We start from the raw sequence: 18520 nt of genomic DNA on the forward strand, positions 1-18520 counted from the left end.
CGCGAAGGGTCACCGGAGGTGGGGGATGAGCCTGGGGTACCGGATCCGCTTGCGGCGCGACCCCCTCGCCTGCATCGAGGAGCTGAGCCGCGGCAGCACGGCGGGGGTGATCCGGCTCCCCTGGGGCGGCTGGTGCGTCCGCGACACGGAGCTGGCGCAGACACTGCTGCGGGATCCGGAGTACCACACGGGCGGTTCGGTCTTCTTCGGCGAACTGCTGCGAGACCGCGGTGCGCAGACGGAACTGGGCCGTGCGGTACGCGGCCTCCTGCGAGCCGCCGTGCCGCGCTACCGCGCCGCGCTGCCCGCGGCGGTCGCCGCCCTGCCGCCGGCCAGCCGGTGGCCGGACGCCGGCACGCGGCTGGTCTACCGCTGCCTGGCGGACGTGCTGCTGCACCCCGGCACCCCGGGCGGCAGCCCTGAGCTGATGCGGCGGGCCGCCCTCGAAGGCGTGGCGGTGCGCTCGCCGCACGTGTGGCGGCGGGCCCGTGCGGAGCTGCTACGGGCCAGGCTGCTGACCGCCGTGACCGAGGAGGCGCACCGCCGCCGGCGGCTGCCTGCCGGCGAGCCGCGGGACATGCTGGACGCGGTGCTCACGGTGTGCCCGGAGCCGGAGACATCCGGCCGGACGGTGGCCGCCCTGCATCTGATGATGTTCCGGGCGATCATGGCCCCCGTCAGCGCCTCGCTGGCCTGGTCGCTGCTGCTGGCCTGCCTGCACCACACCGGGACCGCACCGTGGCCCTGGCCGGTCGATCACGTCGTGCGCGAGGCGATGCGGCACCGCCCGGTGCCCTGGATGCTCGGCCGCACCCTCCCGTACGCGGTGGAACTCGGCGGCACCGCCCTCCCGCCCGGCGAGCTGGTCTCCGTCTGCCCGTACCTGCTGCACCACGACGAACGCCACTGGGACTCCCCTGACGTCTTCCAGCCCGAACGCTGGACCGGCAACGGCGGGCACGGCCCCTACATCCCCTTCGGCACCGGGCCCTTCAGCTGCGCCGGCACGGCGGTGGCACACACGCTGCTCACCGAGTCGCTGACCGCCCTCACCGACCGCGCCCGCCTGGCCGTCACCGGCGCCGACACCCGCGCCGCGATGTCGGAGGGCAACGTCCCGCGACCGTTCGTCCTGCACCGCACCCCGGACCACCCGCCCGCCCACGACACGAGACGGAGGTGATCAGCCATGGCCGCGACGATGCGACGCATCTTCACCAACAAGCCAGCCCGCCGCTGGTACTGGTACTGACACCGAGCCCCACGGGCCCGGACGCCCCCGGCGTCCGGGCCTACGGCTTGAAGTACTCCGCCATCATGCCGCTGACCCACTCCGGCTGCCTGACGTCCACCGGGCGGAACTCCGCCATCGTCGGCTTCAGATCGACGACCGGGGTGCCCGAGACCGCGTCGAGGCCCGTCACCGTCAGTTCGCGGCCCCGGACGGACTCGACGGCGCACGACGTCACCCCGATCCGATTCGGTCTGCGGGGGCCGCGGCCGGCGAAGATGCCCATGGGCGGGAGGTCGGAGCGGCCTCGGTAGGGGCGGGGTTCGCGGTAGCCGCGGTCGTCGTCGGCTTCCGGGAACAGGTCGAAGAGGAAGAGGACCTCCACGTGGGAGAAGCCCTCCAGCCCTTGCAGGCACGCCTCGCCGAAGCGTTCGTCGACGGTGATCGTGCTGCGCACGGCACCCCAGTTGTCCGTGTGCTGGACGTCCGTCCGGTCGTTCCGGACCGTGCCAATCGGTGTGATCTCGAAGCTCGGCATGGGCAGAGGCTATCCCCGTCTCCCGCACCGGCGCCTCACCGGGCGTACGCCCGCGCGTTCGGATTCGGCGCGGACGATGCCGTGCTCTCGTGGCGCGCTGGCGCGTTTTCCGCGGGAATCGTCCTTGACCTTCCCCCGGACAGTTCGGCATCGGCGTCACCGCAGGGGGGCCTCGCGGTCACGGGGAGCGGCCTCTGCCCCGGTGGGGCAGAGGCCGCTCGGAGGCGCGGGGCACGTCAGGCGGTGCCGAACTCGTCGCGCTGGACGGCGGCGACGAAGGACGTCCAGGCGGCGGGCTCGAAGGTGAGCGCGGGGCCGTGGGGGTCCTTGCTGTCGCGGACGGGGATGACGCCGGAGGTGGCGTAGGCGGGTGCCCACTCGACACAACTACTGCCGCCGTTGCCGCTGTAGCTCGACTTGACCCACTCCGCGCGGGAGAGATCGGGCGTGGTGCTCATGTCGGAAACTCCTCCATGACGGACCGGATAAAGGCCGCCGAATCACGCGGCGACAGGGCGGATGCCCTTAACAGATCGTATACCCGCTGCCGTTCGATGACGCTTTCCAAATCCTCCATCAACGTGCCTGTGGTGGCGCCTTCTTCGTAGGCGAAGCGCGCACCGTTTTCCATGGTCATCAGCACGAGTGTGGCTCCAGCCAACCCATGTCCCCCGACCTCGAACGGGACGACCTGGACCATGGTCTTCTGAGTGAGCGTCAACTCTTCGAGGCGCGCGAGCTGCGCCCGCATCACCTCCGGCCCGCCGTAGCCCCGGCGGAGCATGGCCTCGTCCAGCACCGCCGAATAGTCCATCAACGTGTCGGAGGAAAACACCGACTGCCGACTCAGACGAGCGGTGACCAGTTCCTCGATTTTGTCGTTCGGTGCCCATGGGTTGGCCGTCCTGAACTGGGCACGGGCATAGTCCTCCGTCTGCAAGATCCCCGGCACGATCTGACCGCCGTACTCCCCGAGCACTTGCGCTCGGGCTTGAAGTTCCATGACGCGCTTGAACTGGTCGGGGTGGATCTCCTTCGCCGCGAGCCGGTACAGCTCCTGGAAGATCCCGTCCGTGCCGAACGCGGCGTCCAGCCGCGGCGGGAGATCCGGCGGTGGCATGGCTTCCGCAGTCTCGATGCGGGCCAGATGGCTGCGGCTGATGTTCACGACGTCGTTCAGCGCCTCAAGGCTCATCCCGGCGCGCATGCGGTGGGCGCGCATCTTCGCGCCGAAGAGGTGACGGGCGCTTCGATCGGGGGTCAGTTCGCGGGGACGTGCGGGCACGGTGCGGCTCCGATCTCCAGCAAAAGCGGGGGACATAAAGACCTGTTGCCCGCCAGCACGGAGGGCAACTCTTTACTCACGCACCGTAGTAGATCCCCGGTCAGTGCATCAGACGAACTGACGAATTGACCCAGCTCGATCCGGAACGAGGTAGGCATCATGACCACGCAGGCGCGCACGTTCGCCCGGAGTGCCCGGTCGGTCGGCAAGGCACGCGACTTCGTCACCGCCGTCGTGGACGCGTCGGAGCGGGCGGACGACATCCGCGTCTGCGTCTCCGAGTTGGCGGCCAACGCGCTCCGGCACACCCCCGCTGGTCGCTTCTTCCTCGTACGGGTCGACGTGCAGGAGCACGTCGTCCACGTGGAGGTGCACGACGCCGGGGGCGGCGAGCCGCATGTGTGCGCTCCCGCGGCCACCGACGACCGCGGCCGGGGGCTGCTCCTGGTCGAGGCCCTGGCCGACGACTGGGGCACGTCGGTGCGCAACGGCCCGGGAAAGGCGGTCTGGGCAACGTTCAAGGTCCCGCAGGCGAACCCCCTGAACCCGGCAACCCCATGACCCCGCACCCAGGTCCGCGAACCCCCGCCCCGGTCCGTGAGCCCCCGCCCCGGTCCGCGAGCCCTCCGCCCCCGGCCTCCCAGGCCCACCGCGGCCCACTGCCCCTGCCCATCTCCCCCTCACACCCACCCAAGGGTATGCGCCCCCACCGACAACGCCGACTCCCAGCGCAGGGACGACACCGGCGGGAACGGGGCAACCGGGCCAACGGGGGTGCCAGCCAGCGCGGGACGACCACCCGGTACACCACGACAGGGGACACGATTCTGGTCAGGAACGGTCAGGGGCAAAACGCACCCTTCAGTCTCCGGTTGCGATCCGCTCGTCCAGGGCCTCGGTGAGCACCCTTCCCTCGGCCTGGGCCGGAGCGGGGATGCCCAGCAGGGCGGCAATCGTCGGCGCAATGTCAACGTGCCGCGCCTGCCGGGGCTGCACGCCGTTGCGCACTCCCCGGCCGGCGAGGAGAAGGCTGGCCTGCATCTCACCTGTCCGGCCGTGGTAGCCGCGAGGGCCGGCCGGGTCGGTCTCGGCGAACGACCAGCCGGCCACGGGCTCGGCCACCAGATCGCCGAGCCAGGGGCTGGCGTGGAACGCGTCGAGGTCAGCACGGTCATAGACTCGCTGCACCTGTTCGACGGATTCGAGAGCGGCCCGCGCCCGCGCGATGTTCTCGCCCGTTCGAGCGGCACCGAGCAGGTTGACGTTGGCGACACCGCCGACGACCATCGCAATGTCGGTCTGCGGGGACGGGACCTGGCCCGGTGCGACGAACTCGGCAGTGAAGCCCGCGCCGCGCAACGCGGCGAGCGCGAGTCCGCCGAAACCGCGGGTGAACGTCGTCATGCCATGGTCACCCTGCAGCACGAACGCGGTCTCTCCGTAGATGCCGACGTCCTTCGTCGCCTGCACGAGTCTGCCGAGTTCCGCGTCCAAGGCGGCCAGCGTGGCGCCCATGCCCGGTGCCTCCGCGCCCTCGGCGTGGCCCAACGCGTCGAGCGCGTCGCCGTATACGGCCAGGAGCGTCGGGGGTTTCTCGACGGTGACCGTCTGCGGTCCCGACTGCACCGGACGGCCGTGCAGGACGTCGATCGCCACGTCAGTCCGGACGGACATGGAGCCGCCCGGCTGGACGTACAGGGCACGAGGGTCACCGAACACCGCCCCGTGGTTTTGCACGATGAAGAACTGCACCGAGGCGACGGTCCCGCCAGCGGCGGTCACGGCCTCGGCGATGCTCTGGGCTTCCAGGGTGCGGGCCTGGCTGGTCGCCTTCCCGGACGAAGGGTCGAGGTAGTACGGGGTGTTGAGGTGCGTGCGCGGCCAGGCGCCGGTCGCGACGGTTGCCCAGGAGCTGTTGGTGATCGACGGGAAGCATCCGGTCGTGGTGCCGAGGCTTCCTTGGCGGGCCAACTGGTCGAGGTACGGCGTCTCGACCAGATCCAGATAGGCCGGATCGAAGCCGTCCCAGCCAACGAGGACGACGTGCTTGGCGCGCGGTCCGACCCCGGAGGTGCGGGCCCAGGCATCGCGGGGGACGGCGGCGAGAGCGGCGGCCCCGACGCCGGCACCGAGCACGGCACGGCGGCTGACCGGGCGGACGGACGTAGGGCTGGGTCTTGGTTCGTTCATGATCAAGAGCATTCAAGATTGTGGTGAAATCCCCAGGTCCTTCAGCCGACATCTGCTCATGCAACAGGCAGCCGTTGATCTGCCCGACACCCTCTGATCTTGTGCCTTATGGTCTGGTCTGGTCGCGTTCGATGATGGTGGCGGGGCGTCTGGTCGTTTTGCCCACGTCTGAGCGGGTGGCGGGGTGCCGGTTCTTCGAGCCGGGCGGGCGTCCGGGACCGGGCCGGTTGGGTTTCGGCTCACGGGCCGGGCAGGGGCGGGCCCGGGCGCCGGGGCGGGAACCCGGCGTGGGGCAGGCCCGGCGAGACGTGCCCCTGGCCATACGGGCGGCAGCCCAGCGCGGGGTAGGCCGGCGAGGCTTGCCGCTCGTCGTACGGGCGACTGCCCGGCCCCGGGCAGGTCCGGCCGGCGGGGAGCGGCTCGACGGGCTCGTTGGAGCATGGGGCCCACCTCGAACGCCAGCCGCCTCCCAGAAGCCCACCGGTCTCCGACGCGAACGGCGCTGATCCCGAACCACCAACCCCGAAGCGAGACCTGACGGCCGAACGCAACCGCACCACAGGCTTCCGTTCCGGCCTGTGCCGCGCCGACACCGCCACTCCTGGAGGCGGTTGGGTGCGCGTCGGTGAGCAAAAGTCGGGCCGCGTGAGCGGTTTGTCCGTGTTTGGCTTGGGGGTTGCCCGGAGTTTGTCTCCGTGGCGTGCACTTGGGGCCTGCCGGGTGGCCGTCGGCATGGTTACGGCCGGGCGGGTGCGCGTGGCGAGGCGAAAGTCGGCCTTCGGGTGACGAATTGCGCCGGATTCCCCACGTACGCCCCCGGGCCGGGGCCGAACTCGTCACCGCTGGGCTCGGCATGGGCGTGTGGCGCGGGGGTGGGCCTCGCTTCGGGGCTGGTGGTTCTGGATCGGCGCCGCCCTCGTCGGAGACCGGTGTGCTTTTGGGAGCCGGCTGGCGTAGCCATACCCCGACACCGCACCCCCGGAACCGACAACCCCACCACCAGCCGGCCCACCCCGGACCGGCCCACCGCCCGGACGCCAGCGGCCCGTCTCGCCGGCCTGCCCCGTACCGGGTTGCCGCCCCCGGCTGCCGTGGTCAGCCGGCGTTGTCGGTGGGGGCGCATACCCTTGGGTGGGTGTGAGGGGGACGTGGGGCGAGGCTCCGGCCGCGGGGGCTCGCCTTGCCGGGCCCCCACCCCCGCCCCGGCGCCCGGGCCCGCTCCGAGGCGGGCCTGTCCCGCACCGGCGCCGCCCGTACGGCCAGGGGGCTCGCCCCGCCGGGCCCGCCCCACGCCGGGCCCCCCACCCCCGGCCCTGCCCCGTACCTGGGCCCTGCCCCGTACCTGGGCCCTGCCCCCCACCCCCGGGCCTGCCCCGTACCTGGGCCCTGCCCGTCGCCTATACCGCCGTGACCAGCGGTAGCCCGGGCGGTCTTACCGGTCCTCCGCCTCGAACGCCTGGGCCACCGCGAGGCTGTCCTCGTAGACGTGGTGCCGCGTGACAAGGCCGTCCTCGACCGTCAGGTGCAGGGCGAACCGGGCGCGATACGCCCGGCCCGTGGGCCGGGCCGTCTGGCGGATCTCCCCTAGCACCACCGCGTCGTTTCCGTCGACGAGGATGCGCTCCACCTCGGTCGCCACGTCCTCCGGCACGTGGTGCTCGGCGATCTCGCGGTAGTGGGCGGCGGCGTCGGCACGGCTGGCACGGTGCCGGATCCACGGCGTGGCGGGGCGGTCGTGCTCGGCTTCCGGCCAGTCCAGCTTCCAGTCGGCCTCCTCGGCGTACAGCTCGGCGATGCGCTCGGGATCGCCCTCGCCGATCCGCCGCAGCACTTCCTCGACCACCGCGCGCGTGCTCTCGGCCACGGCTGCCCCTTCCTCCCGGTCCGCGTCACGGCAACGCGGAGAGACCAGCAAGCTTGCCCATGCGGCCGGGCCGAGGCGATTACTTCCGGAGTAAGGCAGGCCGCCCGCCGCGCCGTCGGGCCGGGGTGGCCGGGGTGGTGGTCCGCCCTTCCGGGGTCGGATGGGTGCGTGGCGGTGGGCGAAAGTCGGGTCGTGTGGGCGATTTGGGGCGCTTCAGGGGGTGGGTTACCGCGAGTTTGTCCCGGCGGCGGGCGTCTCTGCGGTCTCGGGCGTTCCGGGCAGGCCGGGCCGCCCGGCCTGCCCGGGCAGGCCCGGTGCGCGCGGGGCCGTGCCGGCTTCGAGCCCGTGGACCGCTCCGTCACCGAGTCCGGGGCCTCCCGGCCTCCGTGACATCGCCCGGCACACCCCCGGTGCGGTAGCGGGCCAGTTCCCACGGGTCGTGTGCGGAGAAGACCTCCACCTCGTCACCGTGGTCGCGGACCAGTTCCCGCAGCCTGGCCTGCGTTCCGAGCCGCAGGTCGCGGTGCACCTGTGAGTGCGTCGGGACGATGTTTAATACCGGGTGGAGTTCCTTCAGTTCCCCGATTTCGCGGTGGTAGTAGTACGCGTCACCGCAGTGGAGGAGCCACCGGTCGCCGTTCTGCACCGCTACCCCGGTGTGGCCGGCGGTGTGACCGCCGAGGGGGACGAGTCTGATCACCGGCGGCAGCCCCTTCGGCTCCAGCGCGGTGAAACCGAACCACTCCTCGCCGCCCGCCTCGTGGTCGTGGGTGACCCAGCGGGGTTCGTGTGCCCAGTGAGCCGGGCGGTAGCGGAAGCTGGGCGCTTCGGCGCGCGCCGCGGCGAGTTCGGCCGCCAGCACGTGGACGTCGGCGCCGGGGAAGTCGGGCAGGCCGCCGGCAACGTGTCCGCCTCGGCTGGCAGCCCCAGGCGGGCCCTTCTAGCGATCGTCGCCTAGCGGGCGGAAGTAGCCGTGGAGTCAACCTGCGTCCGGTTTCCCGCAGGTCTCGACGAAACGCCACGTCGGAAACCCGCCAGCACGCCCGCCGTCGGCCGGGCGAGAATCCGCTCATGACCGCTGAAACGCAGGGAATCCGTATCCGGCATCGCGGGCGTGAACCGCAGGTCCATCCCACCGCCTACGTCGCCCCGACGGCCACGCTGGTCGGTGATGTCCGCGTGGGACCGAGGGCGCGGGTGATGTACGGAGCGGTGCTCGATGCCGAGGGGTCCCGGATCGAGGTCGGGGAAGCGGCGGTGATCTGCGAGAACGCGGTGTTGCGCGGGTCTGCCGTCGCCGGCGATCAGCCGGTGCTCGTCGGGGACCATGTCTTCGTGGGGCCGCATGCCACGCTGCTGGGTTGCGAAGTCGGCAGGTGCGTCTACGTGGCGACCGCGGCGACGGTGCTCCAGCGCGCGCGGTTGGGGGTCGGCTCGGTTGTCGCGGTATCCGCGCTCGTCCACGCGCGCACCGTGCTGCCGGACGAGTACTTCGTGCCGCCGCACACCGTGGCGCTTGACGCGCCCGTGCGGCTGCTGGCCGCTGGCGATCCGGGGTTGGCCGAGGCCGTCGGCCGGGTGGGTTTCGCGCAGGTGGCGTTCGGTGTCGATGCGGAGTGGACCGACCGGATCAACCGGTACGAGCGCGTCGCGGAGGTGCGCGTTGCCGAGTTCGGCGCGCACGCGGACGACGAGGTGCTGGATCTCGGCTAGCGCCTCGTCCGGCGGTGAGCGGAAGTCGGGCTGCGTGGGCGATTTGGGTTGGTTTTGGCGGCGGGTTACCGCGAGTTACGACCGGATTCCTCCCCCGGAGTGGGGACGCCCCGGGCCCGTGACCCCCAAGGCGACGGCCGCCAGCAGGGACAGCAGTGCCCAGGCCGGGGTGAAGCTGCCGGTGAGGTCGACCAGCGCGCCGAGCACGGGCGGCACCGTGACGATCGCGAGCTGGTTGACGGACATGACCAGGCCCAGCGCGAATCCGGTCTTGCCCGGCGGGGCCGCTTCGGTGACGCAGACGACCCACGGGCCGTACCAGCCGAAGCCGAAGAAACCGAGCCACACGAAGACGCCGGAGGCGACGGCCGGTGTCCTCCCGGCCGGTGTCATCAGCACGACCAGCCCGGCGATCACGGCGGCCAGGCAGACCAGCACGACGGCGTAGCGTCCGAACCTGCTCCGGTCGCTCCACGCCGCCAGGCAGATCCGGCCCGCGACGCCCGCACCCTGGGCGGCCACCAGGACCAGGGCCGCCTTTCCGGCGCCGACCGATGCCGCCTGGTGGAGGTGGAGCACCGTCAGGATGCTCACGCCGTACTGCACCGAGATCAGGCTGGTTCCCGACAGCAGGAGCTTCACCGTGGACGGTTCACGGATCATGCCCAGCCGGGCGCGGAGCTGCGCCCCGAGCGGGGTCGGGGGTTTCTTCTCCCGTTGGGCTGGCGATGCGGGCGGCCGGCGGTAGCAGGCCATGAAGAGGCCGGCTCCCAGCAGCGCGACGACGCCGCCGGTCAGCAGCGTCGCCCGCCAGCCGTACGCCTCGGCGACGAGAGGCAGTACGGCCGAGGCGAGCGCCGCTCCCAGCGGGAGCCCGGCCTGCCGGATGCCCATGGCGAAGCCGCGCTGTGACGCGTCGAACCACGACGCCACCGACTTGCTCCCGCCCGGCTGGACGGTGCTGTATCCCGTGCCGACCACCAGCAGGGCGACCAGCAGGGCCGGGTATCCCGGCGCCAGGCTCCCCGCGCTCAGGGCAAGCCCGACCACGCCGGCCCCGATCCCGACCACCCAGCGCTCGTTGCAGCGGTCCAGCAGCTCGCCGGCCACCAGCAGCCCGGCCAGCGGTACGAGCTGGGCCGCCGAGATCAGCAGACCCAGCTGCGCCGCGCTCAGGTCCAGGGCGCTCTGGAAGTGGACGCCGAGCGCTCCGATGCCGCCGGTGAAGAAGCCGGACGCGGCCTGGGTGAAGGTGGCGATGCCCAGCACGATCCAGCGATAGCGCCACGGGTCGCGGGCCTGCGAGCCGGCGCGGCCGGCGGTTTGTTGTGTCATGCCGACCACCCTGTTGTAATGGTCTTATGCTGCTCAACCCTTACGGTGAAGACGCGGTGAACCTGGCCGCAGACCTGGCCAGCCACCGGCCCGAGAGCGCGGACGAGCTGGCGGACCGCTGCCGGGCTGCCGGGCTCGTACTGGAGCGCCCCGTAACAGCGGACGATCTCGGCCGCGCCCAGTCCGCACTCGACGCCTGGGAGCGGGTCGTCGACGCCGACGGGGAGGAGGAGCGCGCCGGCCTGCTGAACCGGATGCTGGCCGAGGCCGCCGCCTACCCGCGGCTGACCTCCCACACCGGCGCCGGCTGGCACCTGCACTACCGCGACGCGGAACAGCCGCTCGGCTCCGTACTGTTCACGCTGTTCGCGGTCGGTACGGCCTTCCATCTCGCGGGCCGGGGCATGCACCGGCTGCGGCGCTGCGAGACGGCGGAGTGCGACACGGCCTTCGCCGACACCTCACGGACCGGACGGCAGCGCTACTGCTCCCAGCGCTGCGCCAACCGCGACGCCGTCCGCAGGCATCGGGCGCGGGCTGTGGCCGGTGGGCGTGCGGCGGTGGGCAAAAGTCGGACCGCGTAGGTGATTTGGGTTGGTTTTGGCGGCGGGTTACCGCGGGTTACGGCCGGATTCCTCCGCCCGAGCGGAGCCGGTCGGCGGGCGGCGCGGCGTCCGGAGGTGGATCCGTTCGCCTGACTTCCCGAAGAGGCTGAGCACCTCCACGGTCCCTCCTCCCGCCGCACCGAACCAGTGCGGGATCCGGCAGTCGAACTCGGCCGCCTCACCTGCGCCCATGACGAAGTCCTGGTCGCCCAGCCGTACGCGCAGCCGCCCCCGCAGGACGTAGAGCCATTCGTGGCCCGCGTGCGTCCGCAGGTGCGGATCCTCGTCGTGGGCCGGGATCACCAGCTTGTACGCGCGGGGTTCGCCCTGCTGCCGCGACAGCGGGATCAGCACGCGGCCGTCTCTCCTCGTGGCTTGCTGCGGTACGCGCGGGTCGAGGACGCGCGGCGCGGCGACGATCTCGTCGAGCGGGACACCCAGCGCGGCCGTGACCGGGAGCAGCAGCTCCAGGCTGGGCTTGCGCTGGCCGGATTCGAGCCGGGACAGGGTGCTGGTCGAGATGCCGGTGGCGCGGGCGAGGCCGGCCAGGCTGAGGTTCTTCTTCTCGCGTGCGTCGCGGAGCCGGGGAGCGATCTGCTCGATCACGGCGCCGACGGTCGGCTGGTCATCCACGGCCGGCAGTCTCGCAATCCGTCCCGGAAATGGCAACGAAAGTTGCTGTTTCCGGCGCCTCCTTCGGATTCTTTGGTCGGAGGTGATCCACATGGACACAACCGGTACGGCCGCCGAAGCGGCCCCGCGGCCGAGGGCCGGCGCCCTGCCCGTAGGCGTGTACCTGCTCGGCTTCTGCCTGTTCGCCATGGGAAGCGCGGAGTTCCTGCTGGCCGGGGTCCTCCCGGCGGTGGCAGCCGACCTGGACGTCTCGCTCTCCTCGGCCGGATACCTGATCACCGGGTTCGCTCTCGGCGTCGTGATCGGCGGTCCGCCCTTCGCCGTGCTCAGCCTGCGCTGGCCCCGGCGCACCGCGCTGGTGACGGCCCAGGGGGTTTTCGCGGCCAGCATCGCCGCCGGCCTGCTGGGCAACTACCCGGTTCTGCTGCTCACCAGGGTGGTCGCAGGTGTCGCGTACGCCGGTTTCTTCGCCGTCGCCACGGTGACCGCCATCAGCCTCGTCACCCCGGACCGGAACGCCCGCGCCTCGGGGGTCGTGGTCAGCGGCCTCAGTGTGGCCATGGTCGCCGGCGGGCCCGCGGGCATGCTGGTGAGCCACTTCACCCAGTGGCGCGGGGGGTTCTGGGCGGTGGTGGCGCTCACTCTCGCCGGCGCCGCCGGCTGCCTGCTCGTCATCCCGAAGGTGGACCCGGGAGATGCCTCGGCCGCCGGCCCGGGGGTGACGCAGGAGCTGGCCGGCATCCGCAACCCGCGGCTCTGGGGGATCTGGGCGGTCACCATCCTCACCACCGCGGGATACATGATCACCTTCAACTACCTCGCCGCCATGCTCGCCGACATCACCGCCCTCCCCGAAGCCTGGATCCCGGCCGTCCTCGCGCTCTTCGGGGCCGGTGCGTTCATCGGCCTGTCCATCGGCGGCCGGATCTCCGACAGGCGGCCCCACACCGCGCTGCTGACCGGGGCCGCGGCCATCGGGGTCCTGTCGCTCGTGATGGTGCCCGCCATCGAGCGGAGCTGGGCGGCGGCGCCCACGGCGTTCCTGCTCGGCATCGCGGCCTTCGTGCTGAACCCGGCCGTCTACGGCCGCGTGTTCGCCCTCGCCGCGCACGCGCCCACCCTCGCCGGCGCCACGACGGTCTCGGCGTTCCAACTGGGCATCAGCATCACCCCCGCCCTCGCCGGCGTCGTGCTCGGCCAGGGAGCCGCACTGACCGCTGTGTGTGTCGTCGGAGCCGTCCTCGCCGTCAGCTCGGTGCCGCTGATCCTCGTCGACCGGGCACAGCGGGGCCGCGCGTCATGACGCGCGGGCGGGCGGGGGCGCCACCGTCCCCGTCTCACCCGGCACCACCGCCAGCGCGTCCACCTCCACCCGGAACTCCGGGTTCACCAGCCCCGCCACCTGGACAAGTGAGCTGGCCGGCGCGCGTGCCGCGTCCTGGAGTTCGTCGCGTACGCGGCGGAACGCCGGCAGGTCGGCGAGGTCCGTGAGGTAGACCGTCAGCTTCACCACGTGCGCCAGGTCGGAACCGGCCGCTTCCAGTGCCGTCGTGAGGTTCGCGAACACCTGGCGGACCTGCGCCTCCGCGTCGTTCTCGCCCACCAGGCGGCCGGCCTCGTCCAGCGGCACCTGGCCGGAGACGGCGATCATGGTGCCGGTGAACGTCACCGTGTGACTGTAGCCGTTGACCGGCGGAGAACCCTCGGGTCGGACGATGTGCTGCGGCATGCGCGTGCTCCCCTTCTCGATCAGCGGTCGCGCCCCCGAAACTACCTGCCGCGCGAACCCTGCGTTCTCGAACGGCACGGGTGATATCCGGACACGTCATTTTCTGTCCCCGCGCTACGGCCCCCTCGGTGGCAACCTGGAAAGACGGGGTGCACGAGCGAAACGGGGGCGAATTGATCGTGCGCATTGTGGTGATCGGTGCAGGCGTGATCGGTACGGCGCTGGCGGCGCGGCTCGGCAGCGGGGGAGGCAGCGGGGGAGAGAGCACGGGCAGAGCCGCGCAGGTGTGGCTGCTGGACGGCGGGCAGCCGGGGGCCGGGACCACGGCCAGCTCCATGGCGTGGATCAACGCCCACTCCAAGAGCCCGCGGCACTACCACGAGTTGGCGGTCTCGGGCATGCGTGCCCACGCCGCCCTCGCGCGGGCGACCGGCCCGGCCGCGTACGCCGACGACAGCGGCGGACCCGACGACAGCGGCGGACCCGGCGCCGGCGGCAGACCCGGCGCCGGCGGCAGAGGCGGCGCCGGGTGGTACCGGCCCGGGGGTGCGCTGCGGTGGGCCTCCGGCGGGGCCGGGCTCGACCAGCTCCACCAGACCGTCGCCCGGCTGCAGGACTGGGGGTACGCCGCGGAGTGGATCCCCGTGCCCCGGGCCCGGGAGCTGGAGCCCGTGCTGCGTATCGACGACGCCGCCCAGGTCGCGTACTTCCCCGACGAGGCCGCCGTCGACCCGCGACCGCTCGTCGCCCACCTCCTCGCGACCGCCCGCGCCGGCGGCGTCCACGTCCGTACCGGCGAGGCCGCCCGCGTCGTGGCCATCGACACCGCCGGCGGCCGGGTGCGCGGCGTGCGGTGCGCCGGGGGCGAGACGGTGCCGGCGGACGTCGCGGTGTGCTGCGCCGGCTGGCGCACCCCGGCGCTCGCCGCGCTGGCCGGCGCGTACGTGCCGCTGGTGCCCGGCGACGCGCCGGGCTCCGCGGCGCCGACGCTGCTGGCCCACCTCCGGCCGGCCGCCGCCGCCGGACCGCCGCTGACCCGGATGGTGCTCAGCCCGCGCCTGCACGCCCGCCCGCTCGCCGGCGGGCGCGTCTACCTGGAGGCGCTGGACCTCAACGAGGAGGTGGACCGGCTCACGCCCGCCGACCGCGTCGCCGCGCTCGCCCGCGAACTCCACGCCCGCGCCCGCGACATGCTGCCCGCCCTCGCGACGACGGCCCGCCTCGTCGGGGCCCGGGTGTGCACGCGCCCGCTGCCGCCGGACGACAACTCCATCGTCGGCCGGCACGCGGAGGCCGAGGGTCTTTACACCGTGGTGACACACAGCGGCATGACCCTGTCGCTGCGGCTGGGGGAGCTGGTGGCGCGGGAGTTGCTGACCGGGCGGGAGGCGCCGGAGCTGGCGCCGTACCGGCCCGCCCGGTTCGTACGGTGAGCGCCGAGCAGGTCCGGCAGCCACTCGTCACCGCAGCTTCAGCGCCGCCTTGTACGAGAACTCCCGCGCCGCCGCCACGTTCCTGAACGGCCGCAGCCGCTCCCGGAACCCGGCGAGATAGCCCCGTATCCGCTCCGACTGGATGTCCTCCGCCGCCCGCAGCGCGCCCGTCGCCACCTGGCAGGCGTGCTCGACCTCCCGCTGCTGGAGCCAGGCCGTGGCCAGCACCACGCGCGTGAACGCGATGCTCCGCGCGTACCGGTCCGTGCGGGCCGCGATGCCGTGCTCCGCGTGCGGCCGGGCCGCACGCGCCTGCCGCAGGTCGACGAGGCAGTGCGCGATCTCGTCGTGCAGCTCCGCGCCGTTGAAGTAGCGCAGCCAGACCGGCTCCTGGGCGGGGCTGGCGGCGGACAGGGAACTCTCCGCGCGGGAGAGGGAGATCGTGCTCGCCCGCGAGTCGCGCAGCCGGGCGTGCGCGCGGGCGGCCATCGCGTGCAGCACGGCCCGGCCGGTGGGGGTCAGCCCGGGTTCGGCGAGGCCGGCTTCGGAGAGTTCGACGGCTTCGCGGTAGTCGCCGAGGTGGACGGCCTGGTGGGCGAGGGTCGCGAGGATCTTGGCGGCGAACGCGCGGTCGTGGCCGTGGTACGCCATGTCGAGCGCGAGCCGCAGATAGCGTCTGGCGGCGCCGTGCCGCCGGGTGTCGTAGAGCAGGTGGGCGGTGTGGTGGGTGACGAGGGCCGCGGCGCGGAACAGGTTGCGGCCGACCGCGCCGGTGTAGCTGCCTTCGAGCATCGGCAGTACGTCGGTACGCAGGTGGGTCATCGCGATCGACCGGGCTGCGCCGCCGCCGTAGCGGTTGTCGAGCATGGCCAGGTGCTCGGTCAGCGCGTGGATCCGCGCGATGTCGGGCTGTCCGACGCGGTACGAGCCGAGGGCGCGCTGCGGCGGCGCGTGCGGGGTGGCGCCGCGCCACCGGCGGACGGAGTCCCGCAGGGCGGCGGCGGTCACCGGCGGCAGGGCGTAGCGCGGGTCGGCGTCCCAGAGCCGGGCGGCGGTGCGGACGGCGCCGAGGGGCGTCGAGGGGCCGCGCAGTCCGATGTCGTCGGGGAGGAGGGGGCTGCGGGTCGGGGCGCCCCCGCCGGCGGGGGCGTAGCGGGTGGGGGAGGGGGCGCCGCCGCCAATGGGGGCACCCCCGCCAGTGAGGGCGTAGCCGGTGGGGGAGAGGGCGTAGCCGGCGGGGACCGGGGCGGGGGCGGCGATGTCGGCGGGGGTGATGTCCCGGCCGAGCCGGCGGGAGAACACGGCGGCGATCAGCTCGGGCGGTACGGAGGAGCCGAAGCTGCCGCGCAGCCAGCGCTTGACGTAGGTGTGCGTGCAGCGCAGTTCGAGGCCGCGGCGCCGGCCCAGCTCGCGTACCTGGGCGGCGAGGGAGGTCGGGGTGAGCCCCGACTCGCGCAGGAGGGCGGCCAGCCGGATGTTGACACGCACGCGTTCACCCCCGGCGCCGGCCCCGGCCTGAGCCCCGGCCCGTACCCCCGCCGCCGGACCGTCCGGTTCCCGCGGGGCCCGGTCCCGTATCCCCCGATCCCGTTCCGCGCCGCCCGGTCCCTCCCCGGCGGCGGCCCGGGGAACGGCCCCCCGCACCGCCCCCAGCCGCTCCCGCGCGAACCGGTTGCGCCACCGGCACACCGTCGTGGGAGTGATCCCGAATCGTGCCGCCACCTCCCCGTTCGTCTCCCCCGCGGCGCACGCGAGCACGATGCGGCAGTGGAGCCGCCTCCTCGGCGGGGTCGCGCTCTGTGCGACCAGGTGTTCGAGGAAGTGGAGTTCCCGGTCCGTTAATGTCAACCGAGTCGTGGGCCTGCCTCGCGTCATGGTCGCGGATTATTGCCCGTACGGCGTGCACCCCCGCGCGCTCGGCGCCGGACGACCCCGGAACGACCTGGAAGTTCACCCGATTTAATGAACATCGTTTCGGTGAACGCACTGCATACCCCCGGAACTTACTGTTGGCACATGCCATTCGGCAGGCTACGGAGCGTAAAGTTCCGGTCTGAGCCGGCAGATCGAGGTAGCGCATATATGACCACGACGGGACCACCCGCCGACGGCCACACCCCCCACTCCGCGGTCGACACCACCCGGGGCGCCGCCCCGGGCGCCGCCGCGGGCGAGGTGTCGGGCGATGCCGAGGACGCTCTACGGGAGCCGGAGCCCGGCCCCGTACCGCCACCGCCGCCGACGCTGCTCCGCGTCGAGCTGGCCAAGCGCGGCTGGGCCAGATTCTCGACGTTCGAAGTCCACTACACGCACGCCGCCCGCAAGGCCGCCGCCGAGTACGGCGACCCGCGGCTCGCCAGACTCACCATCTCCAGCACCACCTTCAAGCGGTGGCTCGCCGGGGAGCAGATCCCGCGCGGCAACGCCGGCACCGTCCTGGAGCACATGCTCGGCATCGACGTGGACGCGCTCCTCGGCCCGGCGCCCACGCGGACGTTCACCACGCCCCGCCTCCCCGACGACGCCTCCCTCGCCACCGCCCGCGCGCTCGACGTCACCTGGTCCACGTCCTTCCTCTCGCCCACCGCCCCGGCCCCCGGCGGCGGCGGGGTCTGGCAGTTCGACGGCCACCGCGTCTTCGACGGCACCTCCGTAGCCGTCCAGTTGTACGAGGCGGAGGCCGGCCCGGACAGCGTCGTCATCGGGCCCGACGACCACCCGCACCTGCGCGACTTCATCCGCCCCGCGCGCCGGGCGCTCCTGCTCGCCGCGCTCGGCGCGCGGCGCGGCGAGGGGCTGTTCGTGCTCGACGCGGTACGCGCCCGGCAGCCCGTCGCCGCCGACCCGGTGGACGTGCTGCCGATCCCGCGCGCGTACCGGCTCGACGACCTGACGTACGCCGTCCTGTGGGCCGTGCTCAACCTCGACGACGGCCTCCTCGCCGACGACGCCGTGCTGGAGGCGGAGCGCGCCGGGCTGGACGACTTCCTGACCCGCGAGCGCTCGGCCGTGGCCCGCTCGGCGATGCCGGAGCTGTCCGACGTCGGCACCGCGTGGCTCGGCTCGTACGTCTGCGACCAGCACATCCTGCGCGAGCTGCGCGCCGCAGGCGCCGGTGAGCCGCCGGTGTTCTGGGCCCGCGAGCAGTACGGCGAAGAGGCCGCCGCGTGGCTGTTCTTCCGGCACAAGCACGACTTCCTGCACGCGCTGCGCGACACGCTTGCGGACGCCGGCGGCCCGTACGGGTACGTCTTCTGCCTGCCGGACAACGCTGTCAAGACCAGCGAGCGCTACGAGCGCACGCTGCTGTTCCTGGCGCTGGCGCTGCTGGAGCAGCACGGGCTGACCACGTGGGTGTGCACGGAGCCGGAGTACGCGCAGGTGGACGGGTTCGCCCTGCTGCCGGGCGAGCGGGCCGCCATCGCCAACTGGCTGCGTACGGACGGCATCTGGCAGGTCGACACCACCAGCCACTGGGCGCGGCTGCGCGCGTACGCCGACTCCGTACGGCACGCGCGCACGCGCAGCGTCACCGACGGCGCCACGGCGGCGGAGCGGCTGCGCCGGCTCGCGGACCACCTGGACCTCGACTGGGCCTGGCTGACCGCCCGGTGCGCGGAGCTGGGGCGCTACGGCAGCGCCGGTATGCTCCGGCCGCGCAGCCGGCTGATCGGCCTGGAGGAACTCGACGGCGTGCTGCGCTACGTCGGTTCTCTGGGGCCGGGCGATCCCGTCGGGAGCGACCTGGCTGACGGCCGCCTCGGCGCCCTCGTCGGCGCCGTGACCGGCGGAAACCGAACGCAGTTCCGGCCCGGCCGGCCGCGTGGCGGGCGAAGATGAACGCCTGTGCGAACCCCCGGGAAGCGACCCCCAAACGACCCCCGGGACCGGTGGCAACGACACCCGCCGCTGAGCAATGTAGGTGTGGCTCACGGTGCCGTTGAGACCACGGTGACCATCCGAT

General features: G+C 73.0%; 17 protein-coding genes and 2 pseudogenes. 7 read left to right on the forward strand and 12 right to left on the reverse strand.

The window, feature by feature from the left end; genetic code table 11:
* The first annotated feature begins 25 nt into the window (after window positions 1-25).
* Window positions 26-1183 carry a cytochrome P450 gene (locus B124_RS13900; protein WP_496503109.1) on the forward strand — a complete coding sequence of 386 codons (1158 nt, stop codon included), beginning with the start codon at window positions 26-28 and terminating at the stop codon, window positions 1181-1183.
* A gap of 109 nt (window positions 1184-1292) precedes the next feature.
* Here B124_RS13900 and B124_RS13905 read toward each other — a convergent pair whose 3' ends face one another.
* The 3 genes from B124_RS13905 to B124_RS13915 form a co-directional block, all read right to left on the reverse strand.
* Window positions 1293-1769, reverse strand: coding sequence for an SAM-dependent methyltransferase (locus B124_RS13905; protein ID WP_496503110.1), 477 nt, complete (start codon window positions 1767-1769; stop codon window positions 1293-1295).
* A 236-nt stretch (window positions 1770-2005) separates the two neighbouring features.
* The gene (locus B124_RS13910; protein WP_496503111.1) at window positions 2006-2227 is read right to left on the reverse strand and encodes a DUF397 domain-containing protein; all 222 of its coding nucleotides are present in this window, start codon (window positions 2225-2227) and stop codon (window positions 2006-2008) included.
* Entirely contained in the window at window positions 2224-3054 is an 831-nt protein-coding gene (locus B124_RS13915; protein WP_496503112.1) for a Scr1 family TA system antitoxin-like transcriptional regulator, read from the reverse strand. The genes B124_RS13910 and B124_RS13915 overlap by 4 nt, the downstream gene beginning before the upstream one ends.
* Before the next feature lie 159 nt (window positions 3055-3213).
* On the opposite strand from B124_RS13915, the gene B124_RS13920 reads away from it, so the two are divergent.
* Complete coding sequence (locus tag B124_RS13920) at window positions 3214-3615, forward strand: ATP-binding protein (protein ID WP_496503113.1); 402 nt, start codon at window positions 3214-3216, stop codon at window positions 3613-3615.
* 300 nt (window positions 3616-3915) lie between these two features.
* Here the strand turns inward: B124_RS13920 and B124_RS13925 are convergent, their stop codons facing one another.
* The 4 genes and pseudogenes from B124_RS13925 to B124_RS13940 all read right to left on the reverse strand — a co-directional run bounded on the left by B124_RS13925 (window position 3916) and on the right by B124_RS13940 (window position 7970).
* Entirely contained in the window at window positions 3916-5244 is a 1329-nt protein-coding gene (locus B124_RS13925; RefSeq protein WP_496503114.1) for an alkaline phosphatase family protein, read from the reverse strand.
* Between the two features lie 106 nt (window positions 5245-5350).
* Window positions 5351-5497: pseudogene (locus B124_RS13930) on the reverse strand (NF041680 family putative transposase); the annotation flags it as partial.
* A gap of 1179 nt (window positions 5498-6676) precedes the next feature.
* Window positions 6677-7108, reverse strand: a complete 432-nt coding sequence (locus B124_RS13935) for a nuclear transport factor 2 family protein (RefSeq protein WP_496503115.1) — start codon at window positions 7106-7108, stop codon at window positions 6677-6679.
* Window positions 7109-7466: 358 nt separating this feature from the next.
* Window positions 7467-7970, reverse strand: coding sequence for an MBL fold metallo-hydrolase (locus B124_RS13940; protein WP_496503116.1), 504 nt, complete (start codon window positions 7968-7970; stop codon window positions 7467-7469).
* A gap of 209 nt (window positions 7971-8179) precedes the next feature.
* On the opposite strand from B124_RS13940, the gene B124_RS13945 reads away from it, so the two are divergent.
* Window positions 8180-8821 (forward strand): gamma carbonic anhydrase family protein, encoded by a 642-nt coding sequence (locus tag B124_RS13945; protein ID WP_496503117.1) that lies wholly within the window; start codon window positions 8180-8182, stop codon window positions 8819-8821.
* Window positions 8822-8896: 75 nt separating this feature from the next.
* Here B124_RS13945 and B124_RS13950 read toward each other — a convergent pair whose 3' ends face one another.
* Complete coding sequence (locus tag B124_RS13950; RefSeq protein WP_496503118.1) at window positions 8897-10156, reverse strand: MFS transporter; 1260 nt, start codon at window positions 10154-10156, stop codon at window positions 8897-8899.
* 26 nt (window positions 10157-10182) lie between these two features.
* Between B124_RS13950 and B124_RS13955 the strand changes: the two genes are divergently transcribed.
* On the forward strand, window positions 10183-10740 hold the full coding sequence (locus B124_RS13955) for a CGNR zinc finger domain-containing protein (protein WP_496503119.1): 558 nt from the start codon (window positions 10183-10185) through the stop codon (window positions 10738-10740).
* A 27-nt stretch (window positions 10741-10767) separates the two neighbouring features.
* Here the strand turns inward: B124_RS13955 and B124_RS13960 are convergent, their stop codons facing one another.
* Complete coding sequence (locus tag B124_RS13960) at window positions 10768-11394, reverse strand: helix-turn-helix domain-containing protein (RefSeq protein WP_496503120.1); 627 nt, start codon at window positions 11392-11394, stop codon at window positions 10768-10770.
* 91 nt (window positions 11395-11485) lie between these two features.
* On the opposite strand from B124_RS13960, the gene B124_RS13965 reads away from it, so the two are divergent.
* The gene (locus B124_RS13965) at window positions 11486-12697 is read left to right on the forward strand and encodes an MFS transporter (RefSeq protein ID WP_496503121.1); all 1212 of its coding nucleotides are present in this window, start codon (window positions 11486-11488) and stop codon (window positions 12695-12697) included.
* Here B124_RS13965 and B124_RS13970 read toward each other — a convergent pair.
* Complete coding sequence (locus B124_RS13970) at window positions 12692-13123, reverse strand: RidA family protein (RefSeq protein WP_496503122.1); 432 nt, start codon at window positions 13121-13123, stop codon at window positions 12692-12694. The two genes, B124_RS13965 and B124_RS13970, sit on opposite strands and share 6 nt — an antisense overlap.
* Before the next feature lie 188 nt (window positions 13124-13311).
* Between B124_RS13970 and B124_RS13975 the strand changes: the two genes are divergently transcribed.
* The gene (locus B124_RS13975; RefSeq protein WP_496503123.1) at window positions 13312-14556 is read left to right on the forward strand and encodes an NAD(P)/FAD-dependent oxidoreductase; all 1245 of its coding nucleotides are present in this window, start codon (window positions 13312-13314) and stop codon (window positions 14554-14556) included.
* A 27-nt stretch (window positions 14557-14583) separates the two neighbouring features.
* Here B124_RS13975 and B124_RS13980 read toward each other — a convergent pair whose 3' ends face one another.
* A complete protein-coding gene (locus B124_RS13980) occupies window positions 14584-16044 on the reverse strand; it encodes an NsdA family TPR-like regulatory protein (protein ID WP_496503173.1) in 1461 nt (486 codons plus the stop codon).
* A 159-nt stretch (window positions 16045-16203) separates the two neighbouring features.
* A pseudogene (locus tag B124_RS13985) lies at window positions 16204-16431 on the reverse strand (helix-turn-helix domain-containing protein); the annotation flags it as partial.
* Window positions 16432-16638: 207 nt separating this feature from the next.
* Here B124_RS13985 and B124_RS13990 point away from each other — a divergent pair.
* Window positions 16639-18396 (forward strand): hypothetical protein, encoded by a 1758-nt coding sequence (locus B124_RS13990; protein WP_496503124.1) that lies wholly within the window; start codon window positions 16639-16641, stop codon window positions 18394-18396.
* The last annotated feature ends 124 nt before the right edge of the window (window positions 18397-18520 follow it).

It is taken from the genome of Streptomyces sp. CNP082 (assembly GCF_059570535.1).